At 73.2% G+C, this 13,134-nt stretch carries 12 protein-coding genes and 2 pseudogenes; 5 read left to right on the forward strand and 9 right to left on the reverse strand.

The window, feature by feature from the left end:
- Positions 1 to 26: 26 nt before the first annotated feature.
- Positions 27 to 1,283 (reverse strand): DUF4185 domain-containing protein, encoded by a 1,257-nt coding sequence (locus IH45_RS0131835; RefSeq protein WP_030676492.1) that lies wholly within the window; start codon positions 1,281 to 1,283, stop codon positions 27 to 29.
- A gap of 241 nt (positions 1,284 to 1,524) precedes the next feature.
- Between IH45_RS0131835 and IH45_RS0131840 the strand changes: the two genes are divergently transcribed.
- The 3 genes from IH45_RS0131840 to meaB are packed head-to-tail and all read left to right on the forward strand — an operon-like array spanning position 1,525 to position 6,686.
- The gene (locus IH45_RS0131840) at positions 1,525 to 3,417 is read left to right on the forward strand and encodes a methylmalonyl-CoA mutase family protein (RefSeq protein ID WP_030676495.1); all 1,893 of its coding nucleotides are present in this window, start codon (positions 1,525 to 1,527) and stop codon (positions 3,415 to 3,417) included.
- Positions 3,417 to 5,642, forward strand: coding sequence for a methylmalonyl-CoA mutase (scpA, locus tag IH45_RS0131845; protein ID WP_030676497.1), 2,226 nt, complete (start codon positions 3,417 to 3,419; stop codon positions 5,640 to 5,642). The genes IH45_RS0131840 and scpA overlap by 1 nt, the downstream gene beginning before the upstream one ends.
- Positions 5,643 to 5,651: 9 nt before the next feature.
- The gene (gene meaB, locus IH45_RS0131850; protein ID WP_030676500.1) at positions 5,652 to 6,686 is read left to right on the forward strand and encodes a methylmalonyl Co-A mutase-associated GTPase MeaB; all 1,035 of its coding nucleotides are present in this window, start codon (positions 5,652 to 5,654) and stop codon (positions 6,684 to 6,686) included.
- Positions 6,687 to 6,696: 10 nt separating this feature from the next.
- Here the strand turns inward: meaB and IH45_RS0131855 are convergent, their stop codons facing one another.
- From IH45_RS0131855 to IH45_RS0131870, 4 genes and pseudogenes are all read right to left on the reverse strand, one after another.
- Complete coding sequence (locus IH45_RS0131855; protein WP_030676503.1) at positions 6,697 to 7,071, reverse strand: VOC family protein; 375 nt, start codon at positions 7,069 to 7,071, stop codon at positions 6,697 to 6,699.
- 49 nt (positions 7,072 to 7,120) lie between these two features.
- A complete protein-coding gene (locus IH45_RS0131860) occupies positions 7,121 to 8,011 on the reverse strand; it encodes a LysR family transcriptional regulator (protein WP_030676506.1) in 891 nt (296 codons plus the stop codon).
- A 12-nt stretch (positions 8,012 to 8,023) separates the two neighbouring features.
- A complete protein-coding gene (locus IH45_RS0131865) occupies positions 8,024 to 8,854 on the reverse strand; it encodes an SDR family NAD(P)-dependent oxidoreductase (protein ID WP_234440751.1) in 831 nt (276 codons plus the stop codon).
- A 5-nt stretch (positions 8,855 to 8,859) separates the two neighbouring features.
- Positions 8,860 to 9,339, reverse strand: a pseudogene (locus IH45_RS0131870) (multicopper oxidase domain-containing protein); the annotation flags it as partial.
- On the opposite strand from IH45_RS0131870, the pseudogene IH45_RS1000000148220 reads away from it, so the two are divergent.
- Positions 9,307 to 9,696 (forward strand): annotated as a pseudogene (locus IH45_RS1000000148220) (3-keto-disaccharide hydrolase); the annotation flags it as partial. The pseudogenes IH45_RS0131870 and IH45_RS1000000148220 sit on opposite strands and share 33 nt — an antisense overlap.
- Positions 9,697 to 9,765: 69 nt before the next feature.
- Here IH45_RS1000000148220 and IH45_RS0131880 read toward each other — a convergent pair.
- Positions 9,766 to 10,281: a lytic polysaccharide monooxygenase auxiliary activity family 9 protein gene (locus tag IH45_RS0131880; protein ID WP_030676516.1), complete on the reverse strand. Its 516-nt coding sequence runs from the start codon at positions 10,279 to 10,281 to the stop codon at positions 9,766 to 9,768.
- Between the two features lie 293 nt (positions 10,282 to 10,574).
- Positions 10,575 to 11,036 carry an SCP2 sterol-binding domain-containing protein gene (locus tag IH45_RS0131885; RefSeq protein ID WP_030676518.1) on the reverse strand — a complete coding sequence of 154 codons (462 nt, stop codon included), beginning with the start codon at positions 11,034 to 11,036 and terminating at the stop codon, positions 10,575 to 10,577.
- Positions 11,037 to 11,362: 326 nt separating this feature from the next.
- Here IH45_RS0131885 and IH45_RS0131890 point away from each other — a divergent pair, with 326 nt between their 5' ends.
- The gene (locus IH45_RS0131890) at positions 11,363 to 11,869 is read left to right on the forward strand and encodes a hypothetical protein (protein ID WP_030676521.1); all 507 of its coding nucleotides are present in this window, start codon (positions 11,363 to 11,365) and stop codon (positions 11,867 to 11,869) included.
- Positions 11,870 to 12,056: 187 nt separating this feature from the next.
- On the opposite strand, the gene IH45_RS0131895 is transcribed toward IH45_RS0131890, so the two are convergent.
- Entirely contained in the window at positions 12,057 to 12,398 is a 342-nt protein-coding gene (locus tag IH45_RS0131895; RefSeq protein WP_030676524.1) for an SH3 domain-containing protein, read from the reverse strand.
- A gap of 150 nt (positions 12,399 to 12,548) precedes the next feature.
- Positions 12,549 to 13,134, reverse strand: a 586-nt coding sequence (locus IH45_RS0131900) for a lytic murein transglycosylase (RefSeq protein WP_234440752.1), incomplete at its 5' end; no start/stop codon positions are given.

Here is a 13,134-nt window from a genome sequence, read left to right on the forward strand (position 1 = left end):
TCGCACCCGGCACTGACAACGGCCCCTCATCCGGCCCCCAGCCGCAGCCGCAGGAACCGCGGCCGGTACAGCTCGACATCGCCGTTGACCTGGGCGTCGGAGGGGGTGCCCGGCGGGCCGAGCCAGTTGATGTCGTAGCTGAGCAGGAGTTGGCCGGGGGTGCCGAACTCCGGGTGCGCCTGCGGGTTGTACGCGGCGACGCGGTGCTGGCCGGTGGGGTCGGACGGGCGGGGCGGGGTGATGCGTCCGCTGGGGCCGTGCCACGGTCCCTGGGCCGAGCACGACCAGTAGGTGGTGATGGACGACAGGCCGTTGCCGGGCTCCCCCGGTGTGTCCATCGACAGCAGCACCCACGTGGTGCCGTCCCGGACGACGGTGAAGGAGCTGCCCACGCCGCGTCCCTTGCCCGCGTGGATCACCGGTGCCGCCCGGTCGGCGCGCGGCTGCCAGTCCTGCCCGTCCCAGTACTGCCATGCCTCGGCCAGCCCGAGCCGACCGGTGGGCACCCGTGCCAGGTAGGCGTTGGAGGTGGGGCGCGACGGCCCGTCGTCACCGCCGTAGACGTACGTCCACGCGCCGTCCTGTACGGAAGCGGTGCCGTACAGGACGCGGCGCGCGGGGTCGGGCACGGAGGTCTGGTCGACGACCGGTGTGATGCCCTCCAGTCGCAGGCCGGGCAGGGAGAGGGTGGCGACCTCGGTCGTGCGGGGGACGCCGAAGATCCACGGGCCCTGGCCCGGTGCGCGGTTCCACAGCAGGACCCGGACGACCTGTTCGGGTGAACCGGGTGTACGGGGTTCCACGTGCGCCTGCACCGGCCAGCGCCAGCCGTCCGGCAGGTCGGGGAAGAACGGTCCCGCTCCGTCGGCGCCGGTCAGGGTGCGCTCCAGCCGGCCGGAACGGTCCATGACGACGAGGGAGTTGTGGGTCAGGGCGGGGGTGCGGCCGGTGTCGGAGGAGCGCCAGTGGTACGGCTGCCCCAGCGGGGTGGGCGGTGGCTGGATCCGGTCGGTGAAGGTGTCGGAGAAGAGCCACAGGGTGCGGCCGTCGGGCAGCCGGACGGAGTGGGTGCCGTCGCCCGCGGTCCAGTCGTCCACCCGGGTGTTGTCGTTGCCGTACCGGGCGAACTCCTGGGTGAAGCGGGATTCGGCGGACCAGGAGGTGATCTTCCGGCCGGTGCACGCCGGGCCCGCGTGCTCCGGGAGCGCGAGGAGCAGCAGCACGCCGGCGATCAGGGCGAGCACCGCCGCCACGGCGACACTCCGCCTCACCGGCACGCGCATGTCCCTCCTCGTCACAGTGGCGCGCCGCCCACCGTACAGAACCCGCCGCGCGGGGGCCGCAAACCATCCCGACCTGCCAAAAAAGCGGCGAACTTCCCACCGCGCGCTTCTACTGGCGGGTAGCCATACCGCCGGAAGGGCGATCGTAGAGCTTCCCAACGGAGCAATCCCAGGTCAACGAGTGCAAGGTCACAGCCCGTGGCCCTGCTGCGGCTAACGACCGTTCGCCTAGCCTGCTGCCATGACCGCCCAGTCCCCCGAACTTCCTCTGGCCGCCGCGTTCCCGGACGCGGACCGCGAGCAGTGGCAGCGCCTGGTCGAAGGCGTGCTGCGCAAGTCGGGCGCCGCGGAGGCGACCGGCACTGCCGCCGAAGACGTGCTCGCCACCGCGCTCGAAGACGGCATCCAGGTCCGTCCGCTCTACACCGCCGAGGACGCGCCCGCCGCCGCCGACGCCATCGGCCGCCCCGGTTTCCCGCCGTTCGTACGGGCCGGCCGCGCCACCGGCAGCACCGTCGCGGGCTGGGACGTACGGCAGCGTCACGCGGACACCGATCCGCGGCGCGCCAACGAGGCGGTCCTCGCCGACCTGGAGAACGGCGTCACCTCGCTGTGGCTGGCCGTGGGGGACGGCGGCGTGCCGGTGGCGGACCTGCCCGCCGCACTGGACGGTGTCTACCTGGACCTCGCGGCCGTCGCCCTGGACGCGGGCGCGGACTTCGCGGAGGCGGCCGACGCCTGGTTCCGGCTCTGCGACGCCAGGGGCGTGGCGCCGTCCGAGAGGACGGGCACCCTGGGCGCCGACCCGCTGGGCGTGCTGGCCCGCACCGGCCGCGCGGACGACCTGGCCGGACACCTGGAGGCGGCGGCCGGACTGGCCCGGCGGTGCGCCGACGAAGCGCCCCGCACGCGCGCGCTGGCCGTGGACGCGCTGCCGTACCACGAGGCGGGCGGCTCGACCGCCGAGGAGCTGGGCTGCTCGCTGGCCACCGGCGTGGCCTACCTGCGGGAGCTGACCGCGGCGGGCCTCGGCGTGGACGCCGCCTGTGCACAGCTGGAATTCCGGTACGCGGCCACCGCCGACCAGTTCCTGACGATCGCCAAGCTGCGGGCCGCCCGGCGGCTGTGGTCGCGCGTCGCCGAGGTGTGCGGCGCCTCCCCCGCGGCCCGTGCGCAGCGTCAGCACGCGGTCACCTCGACGGTCATGATGACCCGTCGGGACCCGTGGGTGAACATGCTGCGCACCACGGTTGCGGGCCTCTCGGCGGGCCTGGGCGGCGCGGACGCCGTCACCGTCCTGCCCTTCGACGCCGCGCTCGGGCTGCCGGACGCGTTCGCCCGCCGTATCGCGCGCAACACCCAGTCGATCCTGCTGGAGGAGTCGCACCTGTCGAAGGTGATCGACCCGGCGGGCGGCTCCTGGTACGTGGAGCGGCTCACCGACGAGCTGGCGCGCGCCGCCTGGGGCTGGTTCCAGGAGATCGAGGCCGCGGGCGGGCAGGCCACGGCGCTCGGCTCGGGGATGGTCGGCGAGCGGCTGGCCTCGACCTGGCGCAAGCGGTCCAAGGCCCTGGCGCACCGCCGTGAACCGGTCACCGGTGTCAGCGAGTTCCCGTTCCTGGCCGAGGCGCCGGTGGAGCGCGAGCCCGCGCCCGTACCGGCGGGCGGCGGGCTGCCGCGGGTGCGCCGGGACGAGGCGTACGAGGCGCTGCGCGCCCGCTCGGACGCGCACCTGGCGGCCACCGGCAGCCGCCCCAAGGCGTTCCTCGCGGCGCTCGGCCCGGCCGCCGTGCACACCGCGCGCGCCACCTTCGCCTCGAACCTCCTCCAGGCGGGCGGCGTCGAGCCGGTGCACGACCCGGTGTCGGTGGACGCGGAGTCGGTGGCGGAGGCGTTCCGGGCCAGCGGCGCGGGCATCGCCTGCCTGTGTTCGAGCGACGCGCTCTACGCCGAGCAGGCCGCCGGGGTCGCGGAGGCGCTGAAGGCCGCGGGCGCACGGCAGGTGCTGCTGGCCGGGAAACCGGGCGAGCAGCGGGAAGCATATGAACAAGCCGGAGTGGACGCGTTCGTCTTCGCGGGCTGCGACGCGGTCGAGGTGCTGGCCTCGGCCCTGGATGTCATGGAGGTGGCGTGATGGAGCACGCGAATGGGCAGGCGGGCGCCATCCCGGACTTCAGCACGGTCGAGCTGGGCGGGCCCGGGGCCCCGGAGGGCGACGCGGCGCAGTGGACGGCCGCCGTCCAGGAGGCCACCGGCAAGGGCGTCGACGACCTGGTGTGGGAGACGCCCGAGGGCATCGAGGTCAAGCCGCTGTACACCGGCGAGGACCTGGCCGGGCTGGACTTCCTGCGCACGTACCCGGGCATCACGCCGTACCTGCGCGGCCCGTACCCGACCATGTACGTCAACCAGCCCTGGACCATCCGGCAGTACGCGGGCTTCTCCACCGCCGAGGAGTCCAACGCCTTCTACCGGCGCAACCTGGCGGCCGGTCAGAAGGGCCTGTCCGTCGCCTTCGACCTGCCGACCCACCGCGGCTACGACAGCGACCACCCGCGGGTGACCGGTGACGTCGGCATGGCGGGCGTGGCCATCGACTCGATCTACGACATGCGGCAGCTCTTCTCCGGCATTCCGCTGGACAAGATGACCGTGTCCATGACGATGAACGGCGCGGTGCTGCCCGTCCTCGCGCTCTACATCGTGGCCGCCGAGGAGCAGGGCGTACCGCCCGAGAAGCTGGCCGGGACCATCCAGAACGACATCCTCAAGGAGTTCATGGTCCGCAACACCTACATCTATCCGCCGCGCCCCTCGATGCGGATCATCTCCGACATCTTCGCGTACACCTCGCAGAAGATGCCGCGCTACAACTCCATCTCCATCTCCGGCTACCACATCCAGGAAGCGGGCGCGACGGCCGACCTGGAGCTGGCGTACACCCTCGCGGACGGTGTGGAGTACCTGAAGGCGGGCATCGACGCGGGGATGGACGTGGACGCGTTCGCGCCCCGGCTCTCCTTCTTCTGGGCCATCGGCATGAACTTCTTCATGGAGATCGCCAAGCTGCGCGCGGCCCGGCTGCTGTGGGCCAAGCTGGTCCAGCGGTTCGACCCGAAGAATCCCAAGTCCCTTTCGCTGCGCACCCATTCGCAGACCTCCGGCTGGTCGCTGACCGCCCAGGACGTGTTCAACAACGTCACGCGTACGTGTGTGGAGGCGATGGCCGCGACGCAGGGCCACACCCAGTCGCTGCACACCAACGCGCTGGACGAGGCGCTGGCCCTGCCCACCGACTTCTCCGCCCGCATCGCCCGCAACACGCAGCTCTTCCTCCAGCAGGAGTCGGGCACCTGCCGGGTCATCGACCCGTGGGGCGGCAGCGCGTACGTCGAGAAGCTGACCCACGACCTGGCGCGCCGGGCCTGGCAGCACATCGAGGAGGTGGAGGCGGCCGGCGGCATGGCCAAGGCCATCGACGCGGGCATCCCGAAGCTGCGGGTGGAGGAGGCCGCGGCCCGTACGCAGGCGCGGATCGACTCGGGGCGGCAGGCGCTGATCGGCGTCAACAAGTACCGGGTGGACACCGACGAGCAGATCGACGTGCTGAAGGTCGACAACTCGGCGGTGCGCGCGCAGCAGATCGACAAGCTGCGACGGCTGCGCGCGGAGCGCGACGAGGCGGCCTGCCAGGACGCGCTGCGCGCGCTGACCGCCGCCGCCGAGGCCGGTCCGGGCCAGGGCCTGGAGGGCAACCTGCTGGCGCTGGCCGTGAACGCGGCCCGCGCGATGGCGACGGTCGGTGAGATCTCCGACGCACTGGAGAAGGTCTACGGGCGCCACTCCGGGCAGATCCGTACGATCTCCGGTGTGTACCGAGACGAAGCGGGACCGTCCTCCGGCGTGGACCGGACCCGGGACCTGGTGGCGGAGTTCGAGCGGGCCGAGGGGCGCCGGCCGCGCATCCTGGTCGCCAAGATGGGCCAGGACGGCCACGACCGCGGCCAGAAGGTGATCGCGACGGCCTTCGCCGACCTGGGCTTCGACGTGGACGTCGGCCCGCTGTTCCAGACGCCGGCGGAGGTCGCCCGGCAGGCGGTGGAGGCGGACGTGCACATCGTCGGCGTCTCCTCGCTGGCCGCCGGGCATCTGACGCTGGTGCCCGCGCTGCGCGAGGAGCTGGCGGCGCAGGACCGGGAGGACATCATGATCGTGGTGGGCGGCGTGATCCCGCCGGGTGACATCCCGGCGCTCCACGAGGCGGGCGCCGCGGCCGTCTTCCCGCCCGGTACGGTGATCCCCGATGCCGCGTACGACCTGGTCAAGGACCTCGCCGGGGTCCTCGGCCACGACCTGTGAGCCACGACGTTGACGCCTGACAAGCCCCGGCCGGCAGCGGCCCGCAAGCGACCGACGATCGACATCGACCAGTACGCGGCGGGCGTGCGCGAGGGCTCCCGGGCCTGGATCGCGCGCGCCATCACGCTCGTGGAGTCCACCCGGGCCGACCACCGGGCGCTGGCGCAGCGGCTGCTGGTCGAGCTGCTGCCGTACGCCGGCACGGCCCGGCGGGTGGGCATCAGCGGGGTGCCCGGGGTCGGCAAGTCGACGTTCATCGACGCGCTCGGCTCCCAGCTGACGGAGGCCGGGCACCGGGTCGCCGTGCTGGCCGTCGACCCGTCCTCCAGCCGTACCGGCGGCTCCATCCTGGGCGACAAGACCAGGATGGCGCGACTGGCCGCGGACCCGGCGGCGTTCGTACGGCCCTCCCCCACCTCGGGCACGCTCGGCGGGGTGGCGCGGGCGACCCGGGAATCCATCGTCGTGATGGAGGCCGCGGGCTACGACGTGGTGCTCGTCGAGACGGTGGGCGTCGGCCAGTCCGAGACGGCCGTCGCCAACATGGTCGACACGTTCCTGCTGCTCACCCTCGCCCGTACCGGCGACCAGCTCCAGGGCATCAAGAAGGGCGTGCTGGAGCTGGCCGACCTGGTGTCGGTCAACAAGGCGGACGGGCCGCACGAGCGGGACGCGAAGTCGGCGGCCCGGGAGCTGTCCGGTGCGCTGCGCCTGCTCCAGCCACCGGACGCCGCCTGGACCCCGCCGGTCCTGACGTGCAGCGCCCGCGAGGGCACCGGCCTGGACACGGTGTGGGACCGCGTCGAGCAGCACCGCAAACTGCTGGAGTCCACCGGGGCGCTGGCGGAGAAGCGGCGCGGGCAGCAGGTCGACTGGACCTGGTCGATGGTCCGCGAGCAGCTGCTGAACCGGCTCCAGGAGCACCCGGGCGTCCGGGACGTGGCACCGGAGGTGGAGCGGGAGGTGCGGTCCGGCACGCTGACGGCGACGCTCGCGGCGGAGCGGATCCTCAAGGCGTTCGGAATGCCGGGCGGCGAACTGTAGCGGGCGGGCCTCACGCCGGGGACATCACCTCGTACAGGTTCCCGGAGTCGTCCCGGAAGAACAGGCCGCGCGGGCACAGCGGGTGGTCGGTGCGGCCGTTGTCCGGGTGGGCGGGTTCGCTGCCGTAAGCGATTCCGGCGTTCCGTATGCGCGCGAGGATCGCGTCGAAGGTGTCCGGGTCCACGTCGAAGGCCAGGTGGTGGCCCTGCGGTTCCGGGACCGCCATGAAGTCGAGGGTCAGCTCGTCGTTGACGCGTACCGGCGCGAAGTGCCCGTCGCGGCCGGCCGGCGGCAGCTCCTCCAGCCCCATGACCGAGGCGAGGAACCGGGCCGCCGCGCGGTGGTCGGCGGCGGGCACGATGGTGTGGTTGAGCGTGACGGGCACGGGCCCTCCCCAAGGGTCGCTGAGGCACCCCACCGTACGGAGTGAGTACTCACTCCGTCAACGCCCGCCCTCCGAAGTGCGCGACCGCCGCCGCCTCGAACCGCCGCTCCGCCGCCGAGACATAGGTGTCCGCGCGCCGTACGAGGCACAGCGTGCGGCGGCAGCCCGGTACGTCCAGGCGCAGCCAGCGGACCGGCGCCTCGGCCGACTCGTTGCGGGCGATCTCCGGGATGAGCCCGATGCCGAGCCCCGCCCCGATCATGAACTGGGTCGCGGCCGGCTCATCGCCCTCGCAGGTGATGACGGGGCTGCGGCCCGCCGCCGCGAACAGCCGGTCGAGCAGCTCGCGTTGCCAGTGCCCGCGGCGGGTGGTGACGAACGGCTCGTCCGCGACCTCGTCCAGACCGACGCACTCACGTCCGGCCAGCGGGTGGCCGACCGGTACGGCCAGCAGCACGTCCTCCTCCCTGAGCACCACCGACCGCAGCCCGGCACCGCTCAGGGGCTGCGAGGCGATGCACAGGTCCACCTCGCGGTCCGCCAGCTGACGGGCCATCACCTCCGCCGTCGACTGATGGAGCCGGATCTCGACGCCGGGGTGCGCGGCCCGGAAGGCGGACAGCAGCGAGGTGAGCGTCAGCAGCGTCTCGGCGGCGACCACGACCCGCCCCTGGTCCAGCCCCGCGGCGTCCGCCAGTTCGCGCCGCGCGTCGTCCAGCTCGCCGAGCGCGCGCTCGACGCGGCGCAGGAAGGCGGCGCCGTACCGGTTCAGGCGGACCGAGCGCCCCTGCCGGTCGAAGAGCGGCACGCCCAGCTCCGCCTCCAGCCGGGCGATCGTCCGGCTCACCGCGGGCTGGGCGACGCGCAGTTCGGCCGCCGCCCGGCTGATGTGCTCGTGCCGGGCCACCGTCCGGAACGTCCGCAGGGCCGTCAGGTCCACGCCGGTCCCCGCTCAGACGGTGAGGCCGCCGTCGACGGGCAGGACCGCGCCCGTCACGTACGAGGCGCGGTCACTGAGCAGCCACGCGGCGGCCTGCGCCACTTCTTCGGGGGCGGCCGCGCGGCGCAGCGGGGTACGGGAGGTGAGCCGGTCGAGCAGGCCGGGTTCGCGGGCGGCCCAGTCCTCGATCATGGCGGTCATGGTGGTTCCGGGGGCGATGGCGTTGACGCGGATGCCCTGGGGGCCGTACTCGACGGCGGCGGTCTGGGTCAGGCTGTTCACGGCGCGCTTGGAGGCGCCGTACAGGCTCATGCCGGCGGACGGCTTGAGGCTGCCGACGCTGCTGTTGTTGACGATCGCACCGGTGCCGGCGGTGGCCAGGATCGCCCGTATCTCGGCGGCCATCGCCAGCCAGACGCCCCGGTGGTTGACGGCGGTGATCCGGTCGAACTCCGCCACCGGGATCTCGGCCAGCGGGGCGTGCGCGATGCCCATGCCCGCGTTGTTGAACGCGCCGTCCAGGCGGCCGTGCCGCTCGACGGCCGTGTCCACCGCCCGCTGAACGGCGTCCGCGTCCGCCAGGTCCGCGACGACATGGTCGGCGCTGCCGCCCGCCGCGCGGATCTCCTCGGTGACGGCGGCCAGTTCCGGCTCCGTCCGCGCGGTCAGCACGACCGCGGCGCCCTCCCGCACGAACAGCCGTGCCGCGGCGGCGCCGATGCCGCGCCCCGCCCCGGTGATCAACAGGACCTTGCCGTCCAGCAACCGGGCGCCGTCCGCGCCCGGTTGTGCCGTGCCCGGCTGTTCCGTGCCCGACTGTTCCGTACCCCTCGTCTGCGTCATGCCGATCATTGTGCCGGAGGCCGCGGGGACGCTCCGCCGTGGCCGTGGTGGCCGCCGTGGCCCGGGACGGTGCCGTCGGGCTTGGCGATGAGCAGCAGACCCGCCATGCCCATGTCGGAATGGCTCTGGACGTGGCAGTGGTACATCCAGGCCCCGGCGCCCGCGCCCTCGCCCGCGACGAACTGGAAGCCGAAGGAGTCGGCGGGCCCGGTGATCTTGTTGTCGATGACCCGGGCGGCGTCCTCCGGGCCGTCCAGCAGGCCCGTACGGTTGTCCGCCCAGCGGTGACCGTGCAGGTGAAAGGTGTGGTAGTACTCGCCGTGGGTGATCGAGACGATCTCGACCCGGTCCCCCACCGTCGCCGTGAAGTCCGGCCCCTTCGGCAGGATGTTGATCGTCATGTCGTTGAAGACGATGGTGAACTGCCGGTCGGGCAGCGGGTCGCCGCGCCGCCGTACGACCACCCCGAGGAGCCCCGGCCGGAGTGGGTGGCCGTCAAGTACGGGCACGAGGTGCAGATCCTTGACCGGCCGGACGGCGACCCGTACAAGACCGGTTCGGTGTACGGCTTCGACCGGGTCGGCCTCGGCGGTGCGGGCGTCACGCCGAAGGGCACCTGGAACGACTACGAGATCCGGGTGACCGGCCAGCACTACGCGGTCCTCCGCAACGGTGTGCTGATCAACGAGTTCGACAACACCGGCGGTCAGGAGTTCTCCCCGCCGCGGCCGGACGACCCGGGCACCGACGGCCGCCGGTACGCGTCCGGCTACATCGGCCTCCAGGTGCACGGGGCGTCCGACGTGATCTCGTACCGCGACATCCGCATCAAGGAGCTGTAGCGGTACGGGCGTTGGCGCGCCCGACGGAATCAGGGCGGCGGACGCGGGTCCCGCCGCCCCGCTCCGGCATCAGCGGATGTTGACGTCGATGCAGGCGTAGAAGGCGTTGGCGGTGTCCGCGACGTTCCAGACGGCGAGCACCTTCTGCTTGCCCTTGATGCCCTGGAAGTTCACGTTGTGGGTGACGGTGGCCGGCGGCTTGGCCCCGTGGTCGTTGATCTCGGCGATCTTGCGGCCGCCGATGAAGTACTGCCAGGTGCTGGTGCGGTGCTGGGCCGTCAGTCGCCAGGTGAAGTTCTGGGAGCCGCCCACCGACGTGGCCTTCCAGCCCTTGCTGTCGTCGTCCAGCTCCCGGAACCGGGCGTTGCCGCCGCTGCAGCTCTTGAGGCCCTTGGGCCCCTCGACGCTCTGCGGCTCCCACTTGATGTCTCCACAGGAGACGGTGCCCGCCGCACACTGGGCCTGGCGGCTGGCCGGGGCGTTGACATAGCCGTGCGCGCTGGCCGAACCGGCCGGCAGGGTCACGACGAGCAGCGGGGCGAGCGCGGCGCCGATGGCCGTGGCGATCTTTCTCTTCTGGTGCATGTCGACTCCTTCACGGTGGAGGTCCGGCCCGGGGCAGGCACGTTCCGGCGCTGTCGCGCCGTACGTCCGGTTCGGGTGGACCTCGCTGGTGGGGGTGGGTGACGCGAAGGTGTGGTGCACGGCGCGCGGGGCCGCTGCCGCCCCGGTGGTGCGGTGCCGACTGGGTGGGGAGGACCGGATTCCCATGCGCCAATTGGTCTAGACTTTACCGATTGGCAGGCTCCGGTCAAGGGGGTGGACATCAACTTCTCGTACCCCGGGCGTCACTTGGGCCCCAGAAGGAACTACCCCGTTCAGACCTTGGGGATGTCGAAGTACCGGTTCATGCCGGCGGCCAGTCCCAGATCGCCGGACACCTTGATCCGGCGGGTGAGCACCATCGTCACCGGGTTGCCGTTGCCCGACACCAGCCGCAGGAACTCCGCGTCGCCCATCCGCAGCGTCAGCCGGGGCTCGGCCGTGCCGGTGCCCTCGCGGACCGTGCAGACCCCGTCCGCGAGTGTGGTCTCGTAGACGGCCTCCCGCTCACCGGTGATCCGCCAGCGGATCACCGCGCGCAGCTCCCCGGCCTCCTCGGGCCGGAACTGCCGCGCCATCCGCCCGAAGATCTCACCGAGCACCCGGTCCCGCAGCTCCCCGCGCGCGAGCTCGGTGATCTCCCTGGTCGACAGCCCCTTCACGATCCGCGCGAACTCCTCGGGCGTGACGCTCGCGAAGTCGAGCTCGGCCAGCAGCGACCTGACGTCTCGGGCCACGGCACTCTCCTCAGGACGGAATTCCACTTCCGACATGGTGCACGCCCGGCATTCCGGACCGCCGCCCGGGTCCTCCCACCGGCGCGTCCCGGCTTCCCCACCGGCCACATCCGGCCGCCGGGGCACCGCTTCGCGCCGTTCCCGCGCGGCGGGCGGCCCGGGAGGATTGGCCGCCCGTGTCCCGGTTACCCGTGGCCCGTGCACCGCGCGGAGGCGGCCGTTCCGACGTACGCGCCTCCCCTCCCCCGCAGCGCACCGGCCAGCGGCCGCGGCCTCCGCACGGCGCACCGGCGGGAGGCGAGGCACCGGGAACAAGGAGCACCGCCATGTCCGGAAACCGGACCGTCCGCCGCGCCGCCCTGGCCGCCGCCCTGTCGGCCCTCGCCGTCACCGCACCCGCCGGATCCGGCGCCGCCGCCGCGTCCGCCCCCGCGCCGGCCGGCGACCAGGCCGACGTACCCACCCGCAGCGGCAGTACGGAATCGGCCGTCGACCGGGTCGCCGACTTCTACGGCAGCTACCTCGACGCCGTGCGCGACGACGAGGGGCGCGGCGCGCTGGCCGAGGCCCTGCGCGCCCACTACCTGACCCCCGAGCTGCGGGCACACCTGGCGAACTGGGAGCGGCGCGAGCACGCGGACGGCGTGCTACGCGCCCAGGACTCGCCGCGGGCCTGGCGCGTCACGTACAACGACAGCGCGATGGGCCGCGCCTGGACCCGGGTCCGCCTGACCTTCGGCAGCGCCGAGCACCCGCGCCACACCCAGCTGCTCGTCACCTCCGACCTGAACACCCTGCGGATCACCGACATCCAGCCGGACACCGGGAAGTAGCCGGGCACCGGGAAGTTCCGTAAGGCCGTCCTCGCCTCCCCGTACGCGCTCGGCCTGCCCGTGGGCACACGGCAGCCGCGCCGGGCCGCGCTGTTGCAGCACGGACCCGGCGCGGCGTCCCCCGTTCGGCCGGTATCCCCCGTCGGCCGGTCTCCCCCGTTCGGCCGGTAACCCCCGTCGGCCGGTGTCAGCAGTTCAGGTAGGCGACGTGGATCCAGACCCCGGTCCGGCCGCCCCACAGGTCGCCCATGATCCAGTTGCCCTGCTGCCCGCGCGCGTTCAGCTTCTGGCCGGCGTTGACCTTCCCCAGGACCGGGAAGTTCTCGCCGGGCCCGCCCCGGAAGTTGACCCCGTTGTCGTTGACGGTGCACACCTGGGCCACGGCCTTCTGCGCGGCGTGCGCCGGGGCGGCGGAGCGCTGCGGCTGCGGGGCGGCGTGGGCGGCGGCGGTCGTCGCGAGGAGGCTGCCGGTCGCTGCGGTCGCGACGGCCAGCTTGGCGATCGTCCTGGTGACTGCGGTCCTGCGCATGGTGCTCGTCCTTCCGTGCTGCTTTCCCCGTTGGGGCGCTGCCGTTGCCGTGCAGCTCCCCGCCTTACGAGATCCACCGTGCGCCGCCGCCGGCCGCCGCGGTACCTGACATCTGTCAGGGCCGGGACAGCACCGCAGGTCAGGGGGGTGTCAGCGGGAGTACCGGGCAAGCTGGCGGGCCACCCGGTCCACGTAGTCACGGGTGCGGGCGGGCACGCCACGGGCGTCGAGAACGACCCGGCTGCTGGTGCGGTAGCCCGCCGCGATCAGCTCGGGCAGGTCGTCGCGCAGCCCGCCCGCTGTGAACTGCTGGGCGAGCCAGCACAGGTAGGAGCCCATGGAGGCGATGGCGTCGGGCGGCGACCAGTAGTCCTTGCGGCCGTCGTGGTCGCCGTCCACGGCCCAGGCGTGGAAGACCCGCGGGGTCCACATCGCGATGCCGTACTCGTCCTTGCGCCGCGCGTGCGCGTCGAAGCCGCTCTCCGTCTTGAGCATGGCGGCGATCAGCGCGGGCGTCACCTCCTGCTCCGCGCAGCGCTCGGCGGCCCGGGTGATGTGCGGGCGCAGGGCGCGCGGTACGTCGGAGTCCTCGGGCAGCGCCCCGGCGATGGTCCCGGCGGCGGGCCGCGAGGCAGCCGACGACGCGCCGGCGGCCGTGGGGCCCGGCCGGCCGTCGGAGGTCAGCAGCGCTCCGGCGCCCCCGGCCAGGGCGAGCAGCGCGGCACCGGCGGCCAGC

It is taken from the genome of Streptomyces rimosus subsp. rimosus, assembly GCF_000720725.1.
GTDB classification, from domain to species: Bacteria; Actinomycetota; Actinomycetes; order Streptomycetales; family Streptomycetaceae; genus Streptomyces; species Streptomyces rimosus_A.

Bases quoted from the DNA above. Each gene is read 5' to 3' on its own strand.
- IH45_RS0131835 (WP_030676492.1), bottom strand. From the start codon at position 1,283: ATGCGCGTGCCGGTGAGGCGGAGTGTCGCCGTGGCGGCGGTGCTCGCC.
- IH45_RS0131840 (WP_030676495.1), top strand. From the start codon at position 1,525: ATGACCGCCCAGTCCCCCGAACTTCCTCTGGCCGCCGCGTTCCCGGAC.
- scpA (WP_030676497.1), top strand. From the start codon at position 3,417: ATGGAGCACGCGAATGGGCAGGCGGGCGCCATCCCGGACTTCAGCACG.
- IH45_RS0131865 (WP_234440751.1), bottom strand. From the start codon at position 8,854: ATGACGCAGACGAGGGGTACGGAACAGTCGGGCACGGAACAGCCGGGC.
- IH45_RS0131880 (WP_030676516.1), bottom strand. From the start codon at position 10,281: ATGCACCAGAAGAGAAAGATCGCCACGGCCATCGGCGCCGCGCTCGCC.
- IH45_RS0131890 (WP_030676521.1), top strand. From the start codon at position 11,363: ATGTCCGGAAACCGGACCGTCCGCCGCGCCGCCCTGGCCGCCGCCCTG.
- IH45_RS0131895 (WP_030676524.1), bottom strand. From the start codon at position 12,398: ATGCGCAGGACCGCAGTCACCAGGACGATCGCCAAGCTGGCCGTCGCG.